The 24,690-nt window shown below is 35.6% G+C and carries 14 protein-coding genes, 2 tRNA genes and 1 pseudogene; 3 read left to right on the top strand and 14 right to left on the bottom strand.

Annotated features, from left to right (window positions below):
- Positions 1–101: 101 nt before the first annotated feature.
- The 14 genes and pseudogenes from B2Z27_RS12615 to nhaD all read right to left on the bottom strand — a co-directional run bounded on the left by B2Z27_RS12615 (position 102) and on the right by nhaD (position 16,576).
- Positions 102–176 (bottom strand) — tRNA-Val (locus tag B2Z27_RS12615).
- Between the two features lie 91 nt (positions 177–267).
- Positions 268–1,530 (bottom strand): Nramp family divalent metal transporter, encoded by a 1,263-nt coding sequence (locus B2Z27_RS12610; protein WP_286813917.1) that lies wholly within the window; start codon positions 1,528–1,530, stop codon positions 268–270.
- Between the two features lie 89 nt (positions 1,531–1,619).
- Positions 1,620–2,321, bottom strand: a complete 702-nt coding sequence (locus B2Z27_RS12605; RefSeq protein WP_210707583.1) for a FadR/GntR family transcriptional regulator — start codon at positions 2,319–2,321, stop codon at positions 1,620–1,622.
- 185 nt (positions 2,322–2,506) lie between these two features.
- Positions 2,507–3,421 (bottom strand): annotated as a pseudogene (locus B2Z27_RS12600) (polysaccharide lyase family 7 protein).
- Between the two features lie 66 nt (positions 3,422–3,487).
- On the bottom strand, positions 3,488–4,363 hold the full coding sequence (locus B2Z27_RS12595; RefSeq protein ID WP_244745189.1) for a polysaccharide lyase family 7 protein: 876 nt from the start codon (positions 4,361–4,363) through the stop codon (positions 3,488–3,490).
- Between the two features lie 50 nt (positions 4,364–4,413).
- Entirely contained in the window at positions 4,414–6,282 is a 1,869-nt protein-coding gene (locus tag B2Z27_RS12590; protein WP_232231312.1) for a PKD domain-containing protein, read from the bottom strand.
- Between the two features lie 55 nt (positions 6,283–6,337).
- Positions 6,338–7,786, bottom strand: coding sequence for a RagB/SusD family nutrient uptake outer membrane protein (locus B2Z27_RS12585; protein WP_071340228.1), 1,449 nt, complete (start codon positions 7,784–7,786; stop codon positions 6,338–6,340).
- A 19-nt stretch (positions 7,787–7,805) separates the two neighbouring features.
- Positions 7,806–10,910, bottom strand: a complete 3,105-nt coding sequence (locus B2Z27_RS12580) for a SusC/RagA family TonB-linked outer membrane protein (RefSeq protein ID WP_286813915.1) — start codon at positions 10,908–10,910, stop codon at positions 7,806–7,808.
- Between the two features lie 870 nt (positions 10,911–11,780).
- Positions 11,781–11,855: transfer RNA gene (locus tag B2Z27_RS12575), tRNA-Val, on the bottom strand.
- Positions 11,856–11,917: 62 nt separating this feature from the next.
- Positions 11,918–13,132 carry a bifunctional folylpolyglutamate synthase/dihydrofolate synthase gene (locus B2Z27_RS12570; RefSeq protein ID WP_286813914.1) on the bottom strand — a complete coding sequence of 405 codons (1,215 nt, stop codon included), beginning with the start codon at positions 13,130–13,132 and terminating at the stop codon, positions 11,918–11,920.
- Entirely contained in the window at positions 13,129–14,067 is a 939-nt protein-coding gene (locus tag B2Z27_RS12565; protein ID WP_286813913.1) for an energy transducer TonB, read from the bottom strand. The genes B2Z27_RS12570 and B2Z27_RS12565 overlap by 4 nt, the downstream gene beginning before the upstream one ends.
- Positions 14,068–14,454, bottom strand: coding sequence for an ExbD/TolR family protein (locus tag B2Z27_RS12560; RefSeq protein ID WP_027068115.1), 387 nt, complete (start codon positions 14,452–14,454; stop codon positions 14,068–14,070). It abuts the gene before it with no gap.
- Between the two features lie 9 nt (positions 14,455–14,463).
- A complete protein-coding gene (locus B2Z27_RS12555; protein WP_058105260.1) occupies positions 14,464–15,153 on the bottom strand; it encodes a MotA/TolQ/ExbB proton channel family protein in 690 nt (229 codons plus the stop codon).
- A 52-nt stretch (positions 15,154–15,205) separates the two neighbouring features.
- Positions 15,206–16,576 (bottom strand): sodium:proton antiporter NhaD, encoded by a 1,371-nt coding sequence (gene nhaD, locus B2Z27_RS12550; RefSeq protein ID WP_058105259.1) that lies wholly within the window; start codon positions 16,574–16,576, stop codon positions 15,206–15,208.
- A 338-nt stretch (positions 16,577–16,914) separates the two neighbouring features.
- Between nhaD and B2Z27_RS12545 the strand changes: the two genes are divergently transcribed.
- The 3 genes from B2Z27_RS12545 (at position 16,915) to B2Z27_RS12535 (ending at position 24,359) form a co-directional block, all read left to right on the top strand.
- Entirely contained in the window at positions 16,915–18,054 is a 1,140-nt protein-coding gene (locus tag B2Z27_RS12545; protein ID WP_286813912.1) for an acyl-CoA dehydrogenase, read from the top strand.
- A 320-nt stretch (positions 18,055–18,374) separates the two neighbouring features.
- Positions 18,375–22,883: a glutamate synthase large subunit gene (gene gltB / locus B2Z27_RS12540; protein ID WP_099193420.1), complete on the top strand. Its 4,509-nt coding sequence runs from the start codon at positions 18,375–18,377 to the stop codon at positions 22,881–22,883.
- Between the two features lie 9 nt (positions 22,884–22,892).
- Entirely contained in the window at positions 22,893–24,359 is a 1,467-nt protein-coding gene (locus B2Z27_RS12535) for a glutamate synthase subunit beta (protein ID WP_286813911.1), read from the top strand.
- The last annotated feature ends 331 nt before the right edge of the window (positions 24,360–24,690 follow it).

Below are 24,690 nucleotides of genomic sequence, written 5' to 3'. Positions count from 1 at the left end.
TTTGAAAATAAACGCAGAAAATGATTATAGATTGTAAATATGGACAAGCAGAGTGGCAAAAATAAAATAATATTGACTACTATTTATGTTTTACAATTAAGTGGGATATACTGGATTCGAACCGGTGACCTCTGCCCTGTCAAGGCAGCGCTCTAAACCAACTGAGCTAATATCCCATATAATTTGAATAATAGGGGATAAAGATACATCTATACCATTTTATAATAAAATGTTGGAAAGCATTTAAATTAATTGACCGCTATTATTTTAAAAATAACCAAGCAATGCCACTATACCATTATAGGAAATTACACAAGAGAAGAATAAGGCAGCAAAAAGACCAATGTTTAGCAATAAACCTGCTTTATATTGAGCCATAAGTTTTTTGCTATTAATCAGCAAAATAATTCCTAGTATAACCAATGGTAATACAAAAACATTAAATACTTGAGAAAGTATTTGCATTTCTATAGGGTTTGCTCCGTATACCGGCACTATTAAAGCGAACAAACACGCTATTGCGGTAATGACTCTAAATTGTTTTGAATTTGTATCCAACTCCCCAGATTGATAATCTGCCAATAATATTGGCGCTATCAATAAACATGGAAATATTGAAGATAGCCCTGCACTTAAAGTTCCAAAGAAGAATAATGTTAATGCAAATTTACCAGCAACGGGCTCAAGCGTATTTACCATGTCCAATACTTTGGTTACCGGCTGCCCTTGATGAAAAAGAGCTCCACAAGCCACTGCCATAACGGAGGCACTAATAAAGAAAACCAATGAAGCCGCTATTATTGCATCTTTTTTTTGTTGATTTCTATTTTTAATGGTCCATCCTTTTCCTTTTACAAATAATGGCCTTGACAAGAATGTGGCCGCAGCCATTGTTGTACCCACAAATGCAGCCACCATCATTTGACCACCTTCAACTTTTGGAATTGTTGGCACCAAACCTTTTACCACTTCCAATGGTAATGGATATACCATAAATAAAGAAATGATGAAAGAAAGCCCCATTATTGTAACGAAAATCACAAGAATTTTCTCAAAAAAAGCGTATTTACCTACAAGCAATAAACCATAAAACACAATTATTACAGCAATGGCTATTGCTAGAACTGTCTCATATTTGGCATTGACCAATCCAGGATAATAAAAAAGAAAGATTTCATAAATTATATTCGCAGAAATACCCAGAATACCCATTAGCGAATTCCATTGACCAAATGAAATACCTAAGATTATAAGAATTGCAATAAGTTTGCCCCACTTTAAATGCTTTTTAAAAGCAAACAATGCTGTTTCACCCGTTACCAACGCAAAATTTCCATAGGCATACATTAGCAAACCCGAAAAAACACAACTTAATAACAACACCCACAAAAGTTGCATTCCATAAGTACTCCCTGCCACGATCATAGAGGTAACACTTCCAGTACCAATGGTATAACCAATCGCAAAAATTCCTGGTCCAAAGGCTAAAACTAGAGCTAAAAGCTTTTTCCAAATAGATGATTTAGGCATGTTCTTCTTTTAGTAGTTATTTTGACCTAATTCAAAATCAAAATTGGATTATTTATAAAAGTATTTCAATAAGAGTGTCAACCTCAACCCTATATATTATAGCAGAATTGATAAAGATTTTTAAAATGTACTTTCATCTTCTCTTTGGCCAATTGAGGATTTTGCTCCTTGATGGCATCAAAAATATCTTGATGCTCCTGAATACCTCTGAAAGCCATATTCTTATCGCAAACATGGTACTTTTCAAAATTGGTAAGAATTTCAGGTGTTATAATCAACATAAAAGTATTCATTGTACTATTACCACTAGCTTTGGCTATAGCTAAATGAAACAACAAATCTTCTTGAACTGCATCTTCTCCATTTTCAACTTTTTCCCTATAAGCTTCCAAGGCATTTTTCATTAGCTCCAAATCATCACCGGTTCTTCTTCTAGCTGCCAAACGTACAGTTTTAAGCTCCAACAAAATTCTAGTTTCTACCAATGATTTAAAATCCGGCTCATCTAACCTTAGAATGTCGTTAACCATTCCATTCATGGCCACTTGACCTATTTCAGCAACGAATGTACCGCTCTGAGGCTTAGAAACTAAGATTCCGTAAAATTCCAGTTTCTGAATCGCTTCACGAACACTACTTCTACTTACACCAAATTTCTCTGACAATGTTCTTTCTGAAGGTAATTTATCACCTGGCTCCAGATTTTTATTATTCATTAAATCTCTGAGCTGTAATATTATCTCATTCTGTATTTCATTGCTCTCATTCCTTGTGAGGATTTCTAATTTCATTTATAACTTGCTTTAAGAGAAAATCGTTAGTAATTCTTAGTCATTAATTTGCAAAATTAATATACAATGAACAACTACTGGTTTAATTTAAAATTTACTGGCCTAAAACAGGCCAGTAAATTCATTTCAACAAATCTAACTCAAACAACTTTCTTTGTTATACTAGGTATATTTTTCTTTTAAAATTAATGCATAACCTCTAATTCATAATATTTTACGTACGCAAATGCATTGTTTTCTATGGTCTGTAAATAATTACCAGCTTTAAAATAGTTTTCAAATACACCCCATTTTTCAATATGAATGTCGTTATAGACAACAGATTCAGAATCATTCAATATAATTTCCATTCTTCCTTCTGAAACTACAACTTCTAAAGTAAACTTATCATTACCTACAACTTCTGAAAATGTATGACTTTCATTATCCTCCCAAGCATCAGTATGTAGTATTTCCTCGTCAGTGGCATTTATATTCTTAAGCTTTTTAGTAAGCACCCTAACCCTTTCTTTCTGCCAATATATCTTCAACATCGGCGGTGCATTATTATCATTCTCACCTATTAAATCTCTTTGCTCATTAGTTAACCTACCATGAATTTGCATAACCAATGTTCTATGAAAATCTCCGCCATCATCTACAGATATTTCAGGCACAGACAATGTACCTTTCATACGTCCGCCCTGTGCAAAAGTCTAATTTGTACTATTACTACCCGGAACTATTTGCTCTCTCAACTCTGTTCTTGAATAAGAAGAGTTTGCTGTTGATGATCCAGGTGATGTATAAAAAACCAAAGCGCCATCTGTAGAATCATTATACATGAACGGCAATAACCTTTCATCAGTAGCATAATCTATTATTTCTGGTGGATTTACCTCGTCTGGACTACCAATAGGCAATGTCACTTTCCAATTTCCTAAATCAATATTAGGCAAAAAATAGTCCACTCCTTCTACTTTCACTTCCTCTATTTCTTCTTCAACTTCTTGTTCCTCCTCAATAATCTCTTCCTCTTCAATTACCTCTTGCTCTACTTCACTTTCAATTTCATCTGAAGAACTATCACAACTCAAAAAACAAAGTGACAACCAAGACATGAAAAGACAGCTAATTGCAAAATGCTTCGTAATCACTAGACTATTCCTTAATTTCATCTATACATATTAATGTTTTACTTCTAAATCATAGAAGCTAACTTTAGCAAAAGAACCTTCATCTCTACTTTGAAAGTAATTACCTGCTTTAAAATAGTTCTCAAATACTCCCCAACGTTTCATATTAAAATCATCATAAACAGCAAACTCAGTATTATTCAATGAAACTACCATTTTACCATCTGTTACTTTTACTTCAATTTGAAACTTTCCAAAGCCTACCTCTTGTTCAAAATTAAATCCTTCATCATCTGTCCAAGCTTCTTCATGTAATATTCCAACTGAATTAACATCAGCAAATTTTAGCTTTTTCGTCTTTACCCTTATTTTGCCGTTCTGCCAGTAAATTTTCAAAACTGGTGGGGCATTATTATCTCTTTGCCCTATTAGTTCTTTTTGCTCATTGGTTAACCTGCCATGAATCTGTAAAATAATAACCTTGTGGTACTTTCCATTTTTATCTCTTGACACTTCATCGACCGAAAGTTTTGCCTTTAAGCTTCCACCTTGTTTAAACGTCCAGTTTATATTGTCATCACCGGGCACCATTTGTTCTCTAAGTTCTGACCTAGAATACTTGGTGTTTGCCGTAGTAGCCGAAGTAGGATATGCATAAAATGTTAACGCCCCTTTAGTGGAATCATTAAACATATATGGTTTTAAGATATCATTATTTGCATAGTCCAGAATTTCTGGAGGTTCAACACTAATAGCACCTCCCTTGCCAGAACCCTCTGGAATTGTAACCTTCCAATGTGATAAATCTATGTCTGGAAGTTTGGTTTTTTTCCTTTTCTTTTTTTTACTACGTTTCTCCGTTTTTGTTTCTGACTCTGTGAGGTCACCTCCCATAGTTTGGGAGGCAGCCTCTACAGAGAGAAACATTAATGACAATATCAAAAGATGTGATATCCTATACATTAGAATCAAATAAATTATGGTGCTTCATAAACCTTAATATTATCAACCCATGCATCTGCAGTGGTCAAAGAATACATCCAAATAGTCACCTGTCCACTTGCATTAGAAGTAAATGTATCGGTACCCATTGTAAAGTTACCCTTACCGTTAGCAACATCAACTACAGCTCTTCCTAAAGGACCCGCTCCTGTTGAACTAGCAAAGGCAGCAGCGCCATCGCCATCGAACCAACCATCCAATATCTCTACATAAACAGCGTCACCACTATTTGTAATAGCTGCGCTAAACTCTATCGTATATTCTTTATTAGGTTCTACGGTAATCTCTTGATATGCAGCTCTAGAAGAAGATGTTCTTGACAAACTTTCAAGTGGACCTACCATTGTAGTACTACTTGTATACTTTGCTCCAGGTGTTTTAGAACCTGTATCCGCTCCCGTATAGTCAAATGAATCTCCGTCTGAACTTGTATTAAAGGCATTTGAATTACTGCCATCAAAACTAGATGGCTTCCAACTAGAAGAACCATCAGAGAAATCACCGTTTACAACCTCAACAATAAAACCATCTGCTATCGTAATCTGTTCCGTTGCTTCGGAAGTATTTCCTGTTTGACTATATGCTGTTAAAGTAACTACATATATACCATCTTCTTCATAAGTGTGAGTAGGATTCATACCCGTAAATTGGTAACCATCTCCAAACTCCCATAAAAGCATTACCGCATCCACAGATTCATCGGTAAACGAATATGTTCTATAATCATCTGCATCTACTTCGAAAGAAAAGGCTGCTGATACCGGTGCCAAGATGGTAATGTTTTTAGTCAACTCCGTTGATAAACCAGAATCATTGGTAGCATTTAATGTCACAACATAATCTGCAGCAGTTTCATATACATGTGTAGGAGACTCATCTGTTGAAGTATTACCATCTCCAAAATCCCACTCGTAAGTAGAAGCGTTAACAGAAGAGTTCGTAAAAGTATACTCTAAGAAGTTTGTTTCGCTCTGTGCTATATCAAATCCTGCCGATGGCGGTACAGCTCCTGGTATTCCAACTTCTATTGTAAAATCATCAAGTCTAGCCTCAACCTCTCCGTTTGTAAAGTAAATTGCAACAGTATTATTTATACCTGAGTTGAACGAAAGTTTTTGCTGTACATAAACATCTGGTTCAGAATCGTCCGTTACGGTTACAGATGCTATAATTGCATCATTTGCCTCTTCTTTATTTGCAAAAGGTCCATTCTCCGTAACACCCAATACAGCAACAGTTAATGAAGGATCAGAAGATCCACTTAACATAGTATACCAAAAACTTAAATCATAATTAGTATCTGGCTCTACAGTAATTTCCTGATAACCTACACGATCACCTGCCGGTACCGGTAATTTTGCTCCTTGATCTCCAAAAGTAACCGGACTACCTGTAATTTGTATTACACCACCCAAATCACTATTTCTCCAAGAATCACGACCGTCTCCTCCTCCTTCTGGCAAGGTATCATCTTCAAAGCCAGCTTCAAGAATAATAGGTTGAAAGGGTCCTTCTACAACCATTACCTCTATAGTAGTAGAACCAGTAACACCATTACCGTCTATTGCGGTTAACGTTACAGGATATGTACCTTCACCGTCAAAAGTAAATGTTGGATCCTGCTCCGTTGAAGTGTTTCCATTACCAAAATCCCATTCAAAAACAGTAGCTTCTGTAGCTAGGTTGGTAAAATTGATGATCCTAAAATCATCTGAGGAAGCTGCATAAGAAAAATTAGCCGCTGGAAATACCGTGTCTACCTTTGAATTAGTATCTGGTAAATCATCCCTAAAAAGTTCATCATTTACACAACTAGCTACCATGCCAGCCGAAACTATAGCCATAAGCAATAGTTTTGTCTTACTAAATATATTTACTTTCTGTCTCATAGTTTTTATATTAATATCCTGGATTTTGTGTTAATAAACCACCACTAATATTTATTTCCCTTGCAGGAATTGGCAGCAATAAAGCTCTAGAAGAAAAAACGTATCCCATTTCCTCAGCATGTGCACTCAATACTTGATCAGCTACACCGAACCTAAGTAAATCGAACCAACGTTGGTTTTCAAATGCCAATTCAACACGTCTTTCTCTTAAAAGTTCTGTTTTTGAAACACTTGAAACAGTGTTTGGAGCTGTATCAGGAAAAGCTCTATCCCTGATTTTTTGAAAAGATTCCAAAGCGCCAATATCAGTTGTACTAGTACCATCACCTATTGCCGCTTCTACATGCATTAATAATACATCAGCATATCTCAATGCTATATAATCGTTACCTGCATCTCTTGCACTTAAACCATAATCTGGCGGTGTTACACTAAGATCTGTACCTTCAGGTAGAAATTTTGCAACTTCTGAAGTTGTATTGAATGTTACATAAGAAACCTCTGTTCTGTTACCTCCATAGGCAACGAAATCGGCTACTAAATTATCATTCACAATATTCTGCCCATCTTCTCTTCCTTGACGGAAAGTTGAAGTGAATTCTGAAGAAAAACTTTGACTCTCCGCACTGTTACCAGCTACATATTGTACCGCAAAAATAATTTCATCGTTCAACTCGTCATAAAAAACATCTGAATAGTTACTTTCCAAAGAAAAATTTCCACTATTGATTATTGCTTCACAAAGTTGACTAGCACCAGAATAATTTTTGTTTGGCTGAGTCATGTAAACTTTAGCCAAAATACCTTGTGCCGCCGCTTTAGAAGCTCTTGCCTTAGCTGAATTATCCAAAACGTTCACAGCTTCTTGTAAATCCTCAACTATTTGAGCATAGATCTGTGCTTCAGGAATACGGGTAAACAAAGCTTCATTATCGGTTGGACCAACAACTTCTGTTACCAAAGGAACGTCGCTATACAACCTAACCAAGTTAAAATATGCATAAGCTCTTAAAAATTTTGCCTCGGCAGCATACTTGGCTTGATTTTCTACATCTGCAACTTCTATAAAGCCTAATATGTTATTTGCTCTAAATATCACTTCATACATAGATTGATAGTAATCTTCAGATTCTACGTTATTGGCATTTACCACATATCTGTGAAAATCTGACTTAGACCCTTCTAATGTAGCGTTACGAGTGTTATCAGTTCTATGCTCTGTTAATAAGTGCTCAAACTGAACCCCTCTATTGGCATCTCCAATATTTGTGGTCGTATTTTCATTTACACCTTGTAATGCATCATAAATGCCTATTACACCGGCTAAAACATCTGCATCTGATTGAAAGAATGACTCAACCGCAACTGCCGTTTCTGGCAAAGGGTTCAAAAAATCATCACTACAGGAATGGAATATCACCCCTGTGATCATAAAGACTATATATTTTATATGTTTCATAATAAGTATCTTTTAAAAATTAAAAATCAATGTTAAGACCCAATGTCAATGTTCTAAATATTGGCGTACCAGCTCTTTGAGAACCATAAGCCCTTGGGTTAGAACCATCTACATGCTCAGGGTTAAAACCATGATAGTCATCTGCAGTGATATACACTAAATTCTGAGCAGTTGCATAAACTCTTAGACCTCCAATACCAATTTTAGATGTAACATCATCAGGGAAATTGTATCCAAGATTTATATTTCTTAAAGAAAAATAATCTGCATTTGCTATAACTTCACTGGTCAATACCTTTTCTTGAATAAAAGATGTATGTGGTACTAAACCGTCAGCAACTGCTTGTGCCTCTCCTCCACTACGTGTTCTATTACCAAACCAGTTATAGAAATATTGATCACCAATATTATTCACTTGAGCACCTAAGCTACCTTGTACCATAAATGAGAAGTCAAAATTCCCCATCTGAAACTCATTAGTAAAACTGTACACTAAGTCTGGGTATGGATCACCTAAAATGGTTTTATCTTCTTCTGTTATGATACCGTCACCATTTAAATCCTTAACGATCGTATCATCTGCCTGACCGTTAATTCTATTCCAAGGATTATCTACATAGGTAGTTCTAAACTGTGTATCATCGTATAAATCCGTATCAACAACATACCCCCAGAAAGATGATATTGGCTCGCCAATTCTGTTTATCCATTGAGAGTTTCTACCATAATCATCTTCTATTAAAGCATTGTTAGAATCTCCAAAACTCAACAATTCGTTTTGGTTAGTAGAAGCAATCAATGTAGAGTTCCATCTAAATTTCTCTCCAACAATATTCTTGGTTCTTATTTCAACTTCCACACCTTTATTTTCAACCTCTCCTAAGTTTACTATACCGCTTGTAAAACCAGTAATGTAAGAAACAGGGTTTTCCAATAATAGTTCATCACTTGTTCTCTTATAGTAATCCACAGAACCAGATATTCTATTATTCAAGAATCCGAAATCAACACCAAAAGTCATTTCTTCTGAAGCTTCCCATTGTAATAAGGCATTGGCAATGTTTCTTGGCGATACACCAGGAGTTATACTACCATCTGTTATCGCATTAGAATTTTGAAGTAATGCTAAATATGGGTAAAGGTTTACATTATCATCACCAACATTGAAATTTTCAGCTCCTGTTAAACCATAACTAGCTCTAAACTTTAAGTTATTGACTATGTCACTGTTCAATAAGAAGTTTTCTTTAGCAACGTTCCACCCCAAAGACACAGCTGGGAAATTACCGTATTTAGAATCTACACCAAATACAGAACTACCATCTCGTCTAAAAGATGCATTAACCAAATACTTATCTTTATACGCATAATTAACTCTAGCAAAATAACCTACTTTTTTAAGCTCTGTATTAATTTCAGTAGGGTTATCAATTAAAGTAGCACCTTGGAAATTTTTCAACAAGTCATTAGAAAATCCACCACCGGTCATTATACTTTCTTCAGATTTTCTTTGTTGAATGGTCATACCCGCCAACAAGTTTAAATCATGATCACCGCCAAAGTTTGTAGAATAATTTAGAGTGTTATCATTAATTAACCTTGTTCTAGATCTATTAGCCAAATAATATGCCGCTCTACTGTTACCAGAAGCATGGTGCAATGTACCATCATATCTTGTACGTTTTCTATGCTCTAAAGTAACACCTAAAGAAGTTTTAGCGGTTAAACCGTCTAACAACTCATAGCTCACATATGTAGACCCAAATAATTTAGTATTAAACTCATAATGCTCTCTTTCCACATATTGAGCATACGGGTTAGAATCACCAGATGTTCTTGGCCTTTCTGTATTACCATCATTATCCAAATCTAAATTAACCAAATGGTTTTCATAGAAATAGTCTCCTACACCCACATCTGGATAAACATCTCTATTAATAAATTGCAATGTTTCCTCCGTATGATATATTGGCAACCATGGCGATTGCCTAGTAGGATTATGAATTGAAGTTGGCAACCTTCTTTGTGAAGTATACGAAGGTGTAGCTCTTAAACCAAACTTTACCTTTTCACCTAATTTTGTATCTAACTTTATATTTCCTGTATATAATTTATAATCATCAGTAATTACAACACCTTCATCATGCAATGCTCTTAATGATGCACTAAACTTAGTATCTTCAGTACCACCACGTGCAGAAAAAGAATGACTGGTTACAGTTCCACCGTCGAAAAACACATCTTGCCAATCTCTATCTACACCAGTTGTAGCCACTAACAATTGTGCGTATAAAGTTTCACCAGATAGTGTTCCGGTAGCAGCTTGTTCTATCTTAGCCCATTCAGCAACACTCTTTTTGTAGTCATCACTTCCATGTGCATCTTTGAAACCCGTATAGGCTTGATAGCTAAACTTTGTTTTACCAGCCTTACCGCTTTTTGTAGTAATCAAAATTACACCGTTAGAACCTTCACTACCATAAATTGCAGCTGAAGCAGCATCTTTAAGCACCTCAAAAGACTCAACATCATTCATATCTATGTTAGCAAGAAACTCCGAACTCACTACAATACCATCAACAACCAATGCCGGTCCAGAATCTGCAGTTACAGATCCTACACCCCTAATAGTAATGGTAGGTGCACCACCGGCCTCAGCATTAGTGGCCTGAATATTAACACCGGAAACTTGTCCGATCAGTGCATCATCCACCCTTGAAACCGCAATTTGGTCTAAGGTCTCATTAGTTACTTTAGAAATTGAACCTGTTAATGTTGATTTCTTTTGCGTACCGTAACCAACAACGACAACTTCATCTAACTGACTAGCATCTTCCTGAAGGGTTACATTAACTGTTTTTTGAGAGACAATTGCTACTGTTTGCGTAGCATACCCTATATAAGAGAATTGCAATAAATCACCACTTGTAACCTGTATGGTAAAATTACCGTCAAAATCACTTTGAGTACCTCTAGTTGTATTTGCCACAACAATATTAGCACCTGGAATCGGTACATTGTTAGCATCTGTCACAGTACCAGATAAACTATAGGAGTCCTGTGCAAACAATTGAATGTTGACCAGCAACATTGCAACCATAAAAACTTTTAATTTAAAATTCATTTGTGTTATATTAAGTTAGTTCTATTGAATTGGGCCAAGCCCTCTTTTTGATCTACTTAAAATGCGATATTAGCCACCGCATCATAATCATTAATTTACTATAACACACATTTCACATAAGAATCAAGGATAATTCTTATTTTTACATAAAATGTGTAAATAGCAATACTTACATGTTTGTTACTTCCCTATCGATTTGGAGTAATTTTTTTCATAAAAAGGATGGGCGAGCACCCGTCCTTTTTTTATGCTTTTTTCTATAGTCTCATTTCACTTTTTTTTAATTAATAAGATGATTATTAGTTTTCATTTAATTGGTTTACCAAATTGGTTCGTCAAACTGGTTTACCAAATATATGTTATTATCTTGTTAAAAAAAATTACTTTGAAAATTTATCGACCTTTTTTTTGTCACTAACTACTAATTTTCATTAATAAATTACGTAATCAATAAAATTATTGAGAATCTTTATCAAAATGACATTACCCCTAAAATAGTAGTCTTTATGGGCAATTGAGATACATGTTGAACATTTATCAATATGAATAACCTTGCTATTAAGATAAAACAGAGCGTGAATTTCAATATTTAAAAAATTTAACATTTATCTGTTATGATATTCATATTTATAAAAGCCAAAAATAGCAAATTGACAAGCATGAATATAAAACACCTTCTTAACAGTACCTTCTGTTCAACAGAATTAAAGTAATTATGATTTAAAAAATGATAGAAGATAAAAAGTATCTAGAAGATCACTAAGATCACCTAATTAGCGTACTTCATTTTTTCTGACTAAATACAGGAATAAAGACCTAAATATTAAAAACGAAAAAAGGCTTTCATTTTCATGAAAGCCTTTTACTATGTGGGCCCTACTGGATTCGAACCAGTGACCCCCTGCTTGTAAGGCAGGTGCTCTGAACCAACTGAGCTAAGAGCCCTTGTTAAGGGTGTGCAAATATATAATACTTTTACAATTCTCAAAAGAAAAATCAATAAAAAATTAAAGAACTTCTGCTACAACAAAGTTACTACCGCCCACATAAATTAAATCAGATTTTTTAGCCTGTTTTTTCGCTGTTTTAAATGCCTTATTCACAGACTTATATACATCACCTTTAAAATTCAGGTCATAAAATTGCCTCGCCAAAATATTTTCATCCAACCCCCTAAAAATTTTTGGTTTGCAGAAATAATAGACCGCATTTTTAGGAAATAGAGGTAAAATATCAGTAATATTCTTATCCTTTACTACACCAATAACAATATGTAGGGTATCAAACTCTTGGTTTTTTAATTGTTCCAATACATAAGATAGTCCACCTTTATTATGAGCAGTATCACAAATAATAGTAGGTTGATCACCAATTTTCTGCCAGCGTCCCATTAAGCCCGTATTTTTGACCACATTCTTGAAACCATGAACTTTATCCTCTTCACGAATCTCAAAACCTTTTAACAGGTTCAATGTTCCCAAAACACCTTTAATATTTCGTTTCTGATAAGACCCTAGAAGACCTATTTCGTAATCTCTATTGTAATTACCACTATCTGCAAATAAAATCTTAGAATTCATTTTATTCGCTACTTCCTTGAAAATTGGAGCGGTTTCCTCATTAAACTCACTAACCACAACAGGAGTATTGGGTTTTATAATTCCTGCTTTTTCTCTAGCTATTTCAGGTATAGTATCTCCAAGAATATCGGTATGATCCAGACCTATATTTGTAATTAAACTTACTTCTGGATGAATAATATTAGTAGAATCCAAACGCCCACCTAAGCCAACTTCAATAATGGCAATATCCACACTTTCCTTATCAAAATATGAGAATGCCATACCAACGGTCATTTCAAAGAATGAAAGTTTACGCTGTTCAAAAAAAGTTGAATTGTTCTCAATGAAATCAACTACCCAATCTTTGTTGATTTTTTTACCGTTGATACGAATACGCTCTCTAAAATCTTTTAAATGAGGTGAAGTATACAATCCTACCTTATAGCCTGCCTCCTGCAAAACCGAAGCCAATAAGTGACTACTGGAACCTTTACCGTTGGTACCTGCTACATGAATACTTTTAAAATTAGTATGAGGATTTCCTAAATGGGACGCAAACAAGGTTATACCATCTAGTTTTGAATTAAAGGCTACTTTACCCTTATTCTGATACATTGGAAGTTGAGCAAACATCCAATCCAAAGTCTCTTTATAGGTCACTCTCCCAGCTTGAAATTAACTACAACAAAACCAGTTTGTTTACTAGGCGCATTACTATCTAAGTTCCACTTGTGCATAAAAGCGGTTTTTCTAGCTGGTTCCAGCAAACATGGATCATTATTGGTCGTACCCTTTACTCCTGGTTCAGCACTGATAACTTTTCCATTGCGATCTACAGTAATTCTCACCACAACTCTACCAGATTGGTTACATTCTTGTGCAACTTTTCCTTTATTCACTAAAGACCTACCATTTAGTCCATATCCACCTGTTCCGCTTCCACTGCCCGGACCTCCATAATAGCTAGTTGCGTAGGGATCTCCGTCCGGTTGACCTTTATCACCAGCCCTATCATCATCTCCTTCACTTCCAGTAGCCGTTCCATCAGACTTATTAAGACCACCCATCATCTCGTCCAATGCTTTTTTCTTTGCCTCCTGCTCTTTCCGTGCGCGCTCATCAGCTTCTTTCTTCTGCTGTGCAATTCTGGCAGCCTCCGCTTTTTTCTTATTCTCCGCCGCTTCTGCTTTCCGTTTAGCGTCAGCCGCGGCTTCATCCGCCTTTCTTTTGGCTTCTTTGGCTTGATTTATTTTAACAGCTTCCTCATTTTCCTGTGTTAACAACTTTTCTGCAGGCGACTCTTTCTCCGCCGAAACTTCTTCCACTTCTTCAACAGGATTCTCAATTGCCTCTGCAACCTCTTGCTTTGTAGGCTCTAAAGGAGGAGTGTCCACAGGTTCAGATTGAATTTTTTCCTTAGGCTGAATTCTTCCGCTACCAAACTGAGTAGTACCAAAGTTGACAGATATTCCGTTTTCCTCAGGTGGGTCCATATATGTTAGACCTATGTAAAATAAAACCAATAATAATGCACTTAGCAACAATGTTGTAAGTGTCAGTGATTTCTTTTTATGTTTAGTATCTAAAAATGCCATTTAATTTGGGCGAACCGCCAAAATTACCTTGTAATTATTTCTATTGGCAATATCCATTACGTTTACCGCCTCTTTAATTGCTACGCTTTCTTCGGCTCTAAGTATAATTGTAGGGCTATCCTGCCCTGCAAGCGCCTTTTTCAATTCTATCTCAATATATTCTCCATTAATTCTTTCGTCATTAACAAAATATTGAAGATTCTTGTCTATGCTTACAGAAACATTTTGCGTATTGGTAGACTTCCCTTTTGCTTTAGGCAATAATAAGTCTAAGGCATTAGGAGAATTCGCCGTTAGCATAAAAAACACCAATAACAAGAATACAATATCTGTCATTGAAGACATGCTAAAGTCTGGACTGACCTTATTTCTTCCTTTTAATTTCATAATAAAAAATTAAAGAGGTTCGTTTAATAAGTCTAAAAATTCAACGGCATTAGCCTCCATTTTATGCACCACTTTATCGGTTCTATTCACCAAATGGTTGTAACCAACATAGGCTATAATACCAACAATTAATCCAGCTACGGTTGTTGTCATCGCTGTATAAATACCAGACGCCAATGAACCCATCTCCGCTTGACCACCACTACTTGCCATCTCATGAAAAGCAAGAATCATACCAATAACAGTACCCAAAAATCCGATCATGGGAGCCGCACCGGCAACAGTAGCCAATATACTTACGTTCTTTTCTAATTTATACACCTCTAAGGTACCGGCATTTTCTATAGCAGTATTGATATCATCTAATGGCTTGCCAATTCGGGAAACACCTTTTTCAGTTAACCTTGCCACAGGCGAATCTGTCTGTGCACATAAAATTTTAGCCGCATCTAATTTACCTGAAGTAACGTAATCACGAATTTGATTCATGAAATTCTTATCTATTTTTGAAGCCGCATTTACTGCAAGTAAACGTTCAAAATAGATATACAGAGCCACCCCTAACATTATGAACAATACGGTAATTATTATTACACTTCCCGTTCCTCCGTTAAATATTAAATCGATAACCGATAGAGTTTTCTCTTCAGATAATAATTCTTCGCTCGCATCTTGAGCCAAATCCTGAAATAATAACATAGTATTCTTTATATATTGAATTTGCCTTTATAACGATGAATTGCGAATTAAATTATCCGTGTAGAACAAAATCTCTCAATAATATAAATACGATCGCACCACTAACAAAACCGATTAAAGCCAACCAGGCAATTTTTTTCAGATACCAGAAGAAATCAATCTTTTCCATACCCATAGCAACTACACCTGCCGCAGAACCAATTATCAACATACTTCCACCTGTACCGGCCGAATAAGCTATAAAATGCCATAACGGACTATCTAACGGCTCACTGAACATACCCATACTTGCAGCAACTAAGGGAACGTTGTCAATTACCGCAGAACCTACACCAAATAACATAACTACGATATCGGTATTAGGAATTGCCTCGTTCAATGCACCTGCAGCATTAAATAAAATCCCTAAAGACTCCATTGCCGCTACTGCCAATAGAATACCCAGGAAGAATAATATACTAGGTAATTCTATTTTGGATAGTGAATGGTGAACAGGACTATGGTGCCCTGCATTATCGTCATCTTCTCCTTCAACACTAGAAATGTTGAATTTTTTGTTACTGTAAATCTCAGCAAAAGTTGCCACAACCGCCAAAGACAACATCATACCAACGTAAGGAGGAAGGTGTGTTACTGTCTTAAATATTGGAACGAACAAAATGGCACCTAAACCTAAGTACAACATTGTACCTCCATATTTAGATTTTGAAATCTCACCATCTAGATCACCATCTATTAAACCTTTAAAAATCTTAAATCTTCCAGCTATTAAAACAGGAACTAGCATACACACCAATGAAGGCAATAATACATGTATTACCAATTGACCTGCACTCACCTTGTTTGCGATCCACAACATGGTCGTTGTAACATCTCCAATAGGAGACCAGGCCCCACCGGCATTAGCAGTAATCACGATCATACCCGCAAACCATAATTTTGTTTCGCGATCCTTTATTACTTTTTGCAAAATTGTGATCAAAACAATAGTTGCGGTAAGGTTATCTATAATAGCAGATAAAATAAATGCCAATATTGAGAACAACCACAATAGCTTACTTTTCTTTTTAGTTTTTATAAAACCTTTAATGGTAGCAAAACCATCAAAATAATCAATGATTTCAACAATGGTCATTGCCCCTAACAAGAAGAACAGAATCTCTGCAGTCTTTCCAAGGTGATGCAAAAGAGATTCTTCCATAATATGCATTTTATCCAAATGCCCTAAATCAGAGAAACCAGAAACCAAACCTTGCTGAACAGAATCGAACCAGTTTTCATAGCCATCAATTCCAAGTGCTATTAAAGCCCACAGAATAGCCATCATGGCCAATGCAGGAATAAGTTTATCTATTTTAAGATTGTGCTCTAATGTGATGGCAAGATATCCTGCCAAAAAAACAATAATAATTATGGTTTCCATGTTCGTTGGTTTTTTTAATATCTATTGATAAGGTGTCAAATATAGGTTCTAAATACAAAAAAATAAATCATCCAAATATATTCAAAATAGTCTGTGAATTCCTAATGATTTCACAATAATACCGAAGATATCTGACATCCAAATACTTAAACCAAACTATTATCAAATAATACGCATGTACGGCATCACTATTTTAACGCTTAACAAAATGTTAAATATCATCTTTCAATCCTAACCTAGCAATTTGGTTTTCAAAAATCAAACATTACACATCTCTAAAGTTTAATATTTAACTTCTATATCTTTATCTTTGAGAAGATAACTTTTATACATATTAGATGGATTTTTCATTAAATGAAGAACAAAAACTTATACAGCAAGCGGCACGAGATTTCGCACAAACTGAACTTTTAGCAGAGGTAATTGAAAGAGACGATGCTCAAAGATTTCCGAAAGAGGAAATTAAAAAATTAGGTGAACTTGGGTTTCTAGGTATGATGGTAGACCCTAAATATGGTGGTAGCGGACTGGACACCTTATCATATGTATTGGCAATGGAAGAAATTTCCAAAATAGACGCTTCTGCATCAGTAGTAATGTCAGTAAACAACTCGTTGGTTTGTTGGGGACTTGAAAAATTTGGAACCGAAGAACAAAAAGAAAAATATCTTACCAAATTATCCACAGGAGAACAAATAGGCGCTTTTTGTCTTTCCGAGCCTGAGGCCGGCAGCGATGCCACCTCACAAAAAACAACCGCAATTGACATGGGAGACCATTATATTGTTAATGGCACCAAAAACTGGATTACAAATGGCAGTACTGCCAGTACCTATTTAGTTATTGCACAAACCGATAAGGACAAAAAACACAGAGGTATAAATGCCTTGATCATAGAAAAAGGCACCCCTGGTTTTGAAATAGGCCCCAAAGAAAACAAATTAGGCATTAGAGGTAGCGATACACATTCCTTAATATTTAACGATGTAAAGGTACCCAAAGAAAATAGAATTGGAGAAGATGGTTTTGGCTTCAAATTCGCAATGAAAACCCTTGCAGGTGGCCGCATAGGAATTGCCGCCCAAGCGCTCGGTATTGCAGCTGGGGCATATGAACTAGCCTTAAAATACTCTAAAGAACGTAAAGCGTTTGGTACCGAGATAAGCAATCACCAAGCCATAGCATTTAAACTAGCAGATATGCATACCGAAATTCAGGCAGCAAGATTATTGGTTTATCAATCCGCTTTAGATAAAGATAATGGAAAGGATTATGATTTGTCTGGTGCCATGGCAAAGCTATACGCTTCTAAAGTTGCCATGGAAACTACAGTTGAAGCTGTGCAAATTCACGGTGGCAACGGTTTTGTTAAAGATTACCATGTAGAGCGTTTAATGAGAGATGCTAAGATTACGCAGATTTACGAAGGAACTTCTGAAATACAAAAAATTGTAATTTCCAGAAGTATTCTAAAATAAAAAACAACATTTTTAAACATCACCCCCTTTTTATATAGGGGTGATGTTTCACAAATAAGACAATCACTTTGTTACCCTCTCAATAAAGTTAGATGTAATTGTTAGAAAGTTGCACAAACCCTCACTTAACCCCTTCTTCACCTCTGTATTTTCATATTATTAACTTAAATTTATCAATATGATAAATTGAAGGTTTTAAAAATATGTAATTATAGATTTTTTAAGCTTTTATTTGTTTCGTTGAATTTAATATTTGAATTTATTCCAATCATTGAATATAATTCAATTAAATTGATATTTTTGAAGAAATACCACAAATTATGACACTGAAGAAGCAAGGATTATATTTACCGGAATTTGAACATGATAACTGTGGGGCTGGTTTTATATGCAGCCTTAAAGGAAAAAAATCCAACGACATTATACATAAAGCGTTGGAAATACTTGAACGTTTAGAGCATAGAGGTGCTGTTAGTGCCGACGGTAAAACAGGAGATGGAGCAGGAATATTAGTTGATATTCCTCATGATTTTTTTCAGGCTGTATGTAGTTTTGATCTGCCAGAAGCAGGTGAATATGCAGTTGGTAATATTTTCTTCCCTAGAAAAGAAAACCAACGTAATTTCTGTATTTCAGTTTTTGAAGAAAATATAAAAAAACAAGGCTTAAAATTATTAGGATGGAGAGATGTTCCCGTTAATAGATCAATACCTGGTAGAATAGCTGCTGAAACAGAACCTTTTGTAAAACAGATTTTTGTTGCAAAAGAAAGTAATGAGCAAGATTATTTTGATTTCAACTTAAAGCTTTTCATTGCCAGAAAGATTACTGAGCATACGATAATCAATTCAAAATTATCTGAGAATAAATTCTTTTATGTTCCCAGTCTATCCACTAAGATAATTATATTCAAAGGACTTTTAATGCCTTTAGATATAAGCCTATACTACTCAGACCTAATGGATTCAAGAGTAGTAACTAGATTAGCCTTGGTACACCAGCGTTTTTCCACAAACACTTTCCCTACTTGGGATTTGGCACAACCGTTTAGATATATGTGCCACAACGGTGAAATAAACACCTTAAGAGGTAACGTTACCCGTATGTTTTCAAGAGAAGAACTATTACAAAGTGATATGTTCGGAGATGAAATCAAAAACATACTTCCAATAATTCTACCAGGAAAATCTGACTCCGCTACTATGGATATGGTGGTTGAGCTATTATTGATGACCGGTAGATCTTTACCTGAAGTCATGATGATTCTAGTACCTGAGGCTTGGGAGAAAAACCCTGAGATGTCAGAAGCTAAAAGGGCATTTTACGAATATCATTCTTGTATGATGGAACCTTGGGACGGTCCAGCATCAATACCATTTACAGACGGTAACTACATTGGTGCCGTTTTGGATAGAAATGGACTAAGACCTTCTAGATATACGGTAACTAAAGATGATTACGTAGTAATGTCTTCTGAAACCGGTGTTGTAGATATCACTCCTGAAAATGTAGATTTTCATGGAAGGTTACAACCGGGTAAAATGTTCTTGGTAAACATGGAAGAGGGAAGAATTGTAAATGATGAAGAAATTAAAGAAAACATCGCACAAAAATACCCTTATAAAAAATGGCTGGATGATAATTTGGTACATTTAAAGGATATACCATATAATGATTGTCCTTTATTTATTGGAGAAGAAACGCTTGAAAAAAGAAAATCTGTATTTGGCTATACCATAGAAGATATCAACACCATTATCTTACCAATGGCAAAGTCTGGTAAAGAACCTATAGGTTCAATGGGATCAGATACTCCAATAGCCGTTTTATCTCAACGTCCTCAATTAATTTACAATTATTTCAAGCAGCTTTTCGCTCAAGTTACCAACCCTCCGTTAGATGGTATACGTGAAGAGTTGATTACGGATATTAGTTTAACATTAGGTAGCGATCACAACATATTTGAATTTTCAGAATATCACTGTAGAAAACTAAAAATTCAGAATCCAGTTATATCTAAAGAAGATTTAGATAAAATTAAAAATTACGACGTCAGTCCAGATTATAAAGTGGTTTCAATACCTATTTTATATTCTATACAAAAAGGGCACAACGGACTAGAAGATGCTTTACAATCAGTATTGGACCAAGCTTCTGCGGCAGTAGATGATGGTGCTAATATTATTATCCTATCAGATAGAAATGTCAATGACGAAATGGCGCCCATACCCGCCCTATTGGCTTGTTCTTTTGTAAATAGCGGATTACAAAAATTAGGTAAACGCTCTAAGCTTAGTGTTATCATTGAATCTGCAGAGCCTCGTGAAGTACATCATTTTGCATTATTATTCGGTTTTGGTGCAAGTGCCATAAATCCCTACTTGGTAAATGAAATTATTGCCGAGCAGATAGAAGAGCATGACATCACGGAATTCTCTTTTGATGAAGCAATAAAAAATTACAATAAAGCTATTGGCAAGGGAATTTTAAAGGTGATGAACAAGATTGGTATATCTACCCTTAACTCTTACCGTGGTTCTCAATTATTTGAATGTATAGGAATCAACACTAAGGTAGTTGAAAAGTATTTCCCAAATACACCTACACGTATTCAAGGTATAGGGCTTTATCAAATTGAAAAAGAAATTGCCCTTCGTCATCACAAGAGCTTTAGCAAAAAACAAATTGATGCCAATTTAGATTTGGAAATTGGTGGTGAATATAGATGGAGAAGAGATGGAGAAAAGCATATGTTCAATCCACTATCCATTGCCAAGCTTCAAAAATCAGTACGTAATAATGAGCCTGATACGTATAAGGAGTATTCTAAAATGGTTAATGAGCAATCAAAAAACTTAATGACCATTAGGGGTCTTTTTGAATTCTCTAACTATGACCCTATTCCAATAGAAGAAGTTGAGCCTTGGACAGAAATTGTCAAAAGGTTCAAAACCGGGGCAATGTCTTACGGATCTATCAGCAAAGAGGCACACGAAAACCTTGCAATTGCAATGAACCGTATTGGCGGAAAAAGTAATTCTGGAGAAGGTGGTGAAGATCAAAATAGATTTTACAAAAATGCAACAGGTGATTGGAGAAACAGTGCTATTAAGCAAGTGGCTTCCGGTAGATTTGGAGTTACCTCAAATTACTTGACCAATGCCAAAGAAATTCAAATTAAAATGGCACAAGGGGCCAAGCCAGGTGAAGGTGGTCAATTACCTGGACCTAAAGTAAATCCTGAAATTGCCAAAACAAGAAACTCAACACCTTATGTTGGTCTAATTTCGCCACCACCACATCATGACATTTACTCTATTGAAGATTTATCACAACTTATATATGATTTAAAATCAGCAAATAGAAAAGCAAGAATAAATGTAAAGCTTGTTTCAGAAGTAGGTGTAGGTACTGTTGCAGCAGGTGTTTCAAAAGCTAAAGCAGATGTAGTTTTGGTTTCCGGTTTTGACGGAGGTACCGGAGCATCTCCTTTAACTTCATTAAAGCATGCAGGTTTACCATGGGAACTGGGTATAGCCGAAGCCCAACAAACCCTTGTATTAAACGATTTAAGAAATAGAATTGTTCTTGAATGTGACGGACAATTAAAAACTGGTAGAGATGTTGCCGTAGCTTGTCTTTTAGGTGCTGAAGAATTCGGTTTTGCCACTGCACCTTTAGTAGCCTCAGGATGTATAATGATGAGAGTTTGCCATTTAAACACTTGTCCAGTTGGTATTGCAACCCAAAACCCTGAACTTAGAAAGAAGTTTAAAGGTAAGCCAGAACATGTGGTTAACTACATGTATTTTGTTGCACAAGAATTGCGTGAAATAATGGCGCAATTAGGCTTCAAGACTATTAACGAAATGGTAGGCCAGGTACAGAAACTAGATCGTAAAAAAGCAATTGACCATTATAAAGCAGCTGGTATCGATTTAACACCGATACTTCACCAAGTTGATGTACCAAAAGGAACTAAGTTCTATAATACTGAAAAGCAAAAACACGATATAGATAAATCTATAGAGTTTGATATTATTGCAAAAGCGAATCCATCTTTATTTAGAAAGGAAAAATTAACGTTAGACTATCCTATTTGCAATACGGATCGTGCGGTAGGTGCCATAATAAGTAACGAAATATCTAAAACTTATGGCGCAGAAGGGCTTCCTATTAATACATTACGCTTGAACTTTACTGGATCAGCAGGTCAAAGCTTCGGGGCATTTGCCACAAGAGGTCTAACAATGGTCGTTAATGGTAATACTAATGATTACCTAGGTAAAGGACTTTCTGGTGCTAAACTAGTCATAAAAGTACCTGAAAAGTCTACAATTGTACCAGAAGATAACGTAATTACCGGTAATGTAACACTTTATGGTGCTACCGCCGGTAGAGCATATATTAATGGAAAAGCAGGTGAGCGTTTCTGTGTTCGTAATTCAGGTGCAAAAGCAGTTGTTGAAGGTATAGGAGATCATGGTTGTGAGTATATGACAGGTGGTGTTGCTGTCATTCTTGGTGAAGTTGGAAGAAACTTTGGAGCAGGAATGAGTGGTGGTATTGCATATGTCTTAGATAACCACAAAACTTTTAAACAACGTTGTAGTCTAGAAGGTTTAAACCTGTTAGAAGTTACAGAAGCTCCAGACATTAAGCAGCTTAAAGATTTAATCGAAAGCCATTATAATTCGACCTCAAGTCCTTTAGCTCAGCGTATTCTTGAAAATTGGGAATCATACCTGCCAAAATTCGTTAAGGTATTACCTGAAGAATACAGACAAGCTCTAATTAGATTAGAAAAAGAAAATTTACAAACTATTTAAGATCGGAACATGGGAAAGACAACAGGATTTTTGGAATTCGACAGAAAAATTGAAGCATACGAACCGGTTGAGGAACGTTTAAAAAATTACAAGGAATTTACAGTACCGTTACCAGAAAATGAATTAAAAAATCAAGGTGCGCGTTGTATGGATTGTGGAATACCATTTTGCCATAGTGGTTGCCCATTGGGTAATTTAATTCCAGATTTTAATGATGCTGTATACCGTGGTAAATGGGAAAAAGCAAGTTCAATATTACATTCAACAAATAATTTTCCAGAATTTACCGGTAGATTGTGCCCGGCACCATGCGAAGAGGCATGTGTTTTGGGTATTAATGAAGATCCGGTAAGTATTGAAAATATTGAAAAAAATATTGTAGAAACTGCCTTTGAGAAAGGTTGGATATCTGCTAAACCGCCACTTACCAGAACCGGCAAAAAAGTAGCTATCGTTGGATCGGGACCTGCAGGTCTAGCCACGGCACAGCAATTGAATAGAGCAGGCCATAACGTAACTGTTTTTGAACGAGATGAAAAACCAGGTGGACTTTTACGTTACGGAATTCCTGATTTTAAGATGGAAAAGAACGTCATAGATCGTCGCTTAGAAATTCTGAAAGCTGAAGGTATAAACTTCAATTGTGGTGTACATATTGGAGTAGATATAAAAGCTGATGAATTAAAACAAAATTTTGATGCTATTGTTTTAACCGGTGGGGCTACTATCAGAAGAAATTTACCCATTGAAGGGTCTGACTTAAAAGGGGTTGTTCAAGCCATGGATTTTCTTGGACAGAACAACAGAAGAGTAGATGGTATCAAAGAACTTGGAGAAGAAATAAAAGCAACCAATAAAAATGTAATTGTTATTGGTGGTGGTGATACTGGATCAGATTGTATTGGAACATCTTTTAGACATGGAGCAATTTCAGTATCAAATTTCGAGATCATGCCAATGGCCACTACAGAAAGACCCGAAGGTCAGCCTTGGCCGTTTTGGCCTATGCGTTTAAGAACTAGTTCTTCTCACAAAGAAGGAGCTGAGCGTTTCTTTAGTATATCCACCAAAAAATTTATTGGTGATCAAGATGGTAACCTTACAGGCTTAATAACTTCTGAAGTAGAATGGATTAAAACTCCAGGACAACGACCACAGTTAAAAGAAGTTGAAGGTACTGAGAAGGAATGGAAATGTGATTTGGCCTTATTAGCTTTAGGCTTTACCGGCTCTGAAAATACCGTTGCGAACCAATTAGGTTTAGAAATGGATGCAAGAACCAATATAAAAGCCTCTGAAAATGATTATAAAACAAATGTTCCTGGTGTTTTTGCAGCTGGTGACCAAAGAAGAGGACAATCTCTTATTGTCTGGGCCATTTCAGAAGGTAGACAAGCTGCACATAATGTAGATAAATATTTAATGGGAGAAACTGCTTTACCATTAAAAGGTGAAGGTGATTTACCTAGGGTATAATTATTAACTACCTATAAACTACAAATCCGCAACTGTTAAGGTTGCGGATTTTTTTTATCTATTTGGCTACACTTCACTTATCAATATCCAAATTCATGAAATATTAGCTCATAATATCAATAATAGATGTTTTTCTGTACTCATTATTAGGCTCATTACATCTTTTAAACCTAAATGAAACCGCAGAACTAGCCCTTAGGCATTCAAAGAGATACACGTATAACTACTTACTTATAATTGCACTAGAAGTATAACAGTCCGTATGAAGATAGGGTAATACTTATATTACCCCGGTTACTTTCACTTTAGGGTATAAAAAAAGCCCCTTACA

Source organism: Maribacter sp. UBA3344, from assembly GCF_002362375.1.
Lineage (GTDB): Bacteria > Bacteroidota > Bacteroidia > Flavobacteriales > Flavobacteriaceae > Maribacter > Maribacter dokdonensis.
This window is presented reverse-complemented; position numbering and strand designations above follow the sequence as displayed.

What these genes read in the sequence shown, in the direction of transcription:
- B2Z27_RS12610 (WP_286813917.1), bottom strand. Translation starts at nt 1,530, where the DNA reads ATGCCTAAATCATCTATTTGGAAAAAGCTTTTAGCTCTAGTTTTAGCC.
- B2Z27_RS12605 (WP_210707583.1), bottom strand. Translation starts at nt 2,321, where the DNA reads ATGAAATTAGAAATCCTCACAAGGAATGAGAGCAATGAAATACAGAAT.
- B2Z27_RS12595 (WP_244745189.1), bottom strand. Translation starts at nt 4,363, where the DNA reads ATGTTTCTCTCTGTAGAGGCTGCCTCCCAAACTATGGGAGGTGACCTC.
- B2Z27_RS12590 (WP_232231312.1), bottom strand. Translation starts at nt 6,282, where the DNA reads ATGGCTATAGTTTCGGCTGGCATGGTAGCTAGTTGTGTAAATGATGAA.
- B2Z27_RS12585 (WP_071340228.1), bottom strand. Translation starts at nt 7,786, where the DNA reads ATGAAACATATAAAATATATAGTCTTTATGATCACAGGGGTGATATTC.
- B2Z27_RS12580 (WP_286813915.1), bottom strand. Translation starts at nt 10,910, where the DNA reads ATGAATTTTAAATTAAAAGTTTTTATGGTTGCAATGTTGCTGGTCAAC.
- B2Z27_RS12565 (WP_286813913.1), bottom strand. Translation starts at nt 14,067, where the DNA reads ATGGCATTTTTAGATACTAAACATAAAAAGAAATCACTGACACTTACA.
- B2Z27_RS12560 (WP_027068115.1), bottom strand. Translation starts at nt 14,454, where the DNA reads ATGAAATTAAAAGGAAGAAATAAGGTCAGTCCAGACTTTAGCATGTCT.
- B2Z27_RS12555 (WP_058105260.1), bottom strand. Translation starts at nt 15,153, where the DNA reads ATGTTATTATTTCAGGATTTGGCTCAAGATGCGAGCGAAGAATTATTA.
- nhaD (WP_058105259.1), bottom strand. Translation starts at nt 16,576, where the DNA reads ATGGAAACCATAATTATTATTGTTTTTTTGGCAGGATATCTTGCCATC.
- B2Z27_RS12545 (WP_286813912.1), top strand. Translation starts at nt 16,915, where the DNA reads ATGGATTTTTCATTAAATGAAGAACAAAAACTTATACAGCAAGCGGCA.
- gltB (WP_099193420.1), top strand. Translation starts at nt 18,375, where the DNA reads ATGACACTGAAGAAGCAAGGATTATATTTACCGGAATTTGAACATGAT.
- B2Z27_RS12535 (WP_286813911.1), top strand. Translation starts at nt 22,893, where the DNA reads ATGGGAAAGACAACAGGATTTTTGGAATTCGACAGAAAAATTGAAGCA.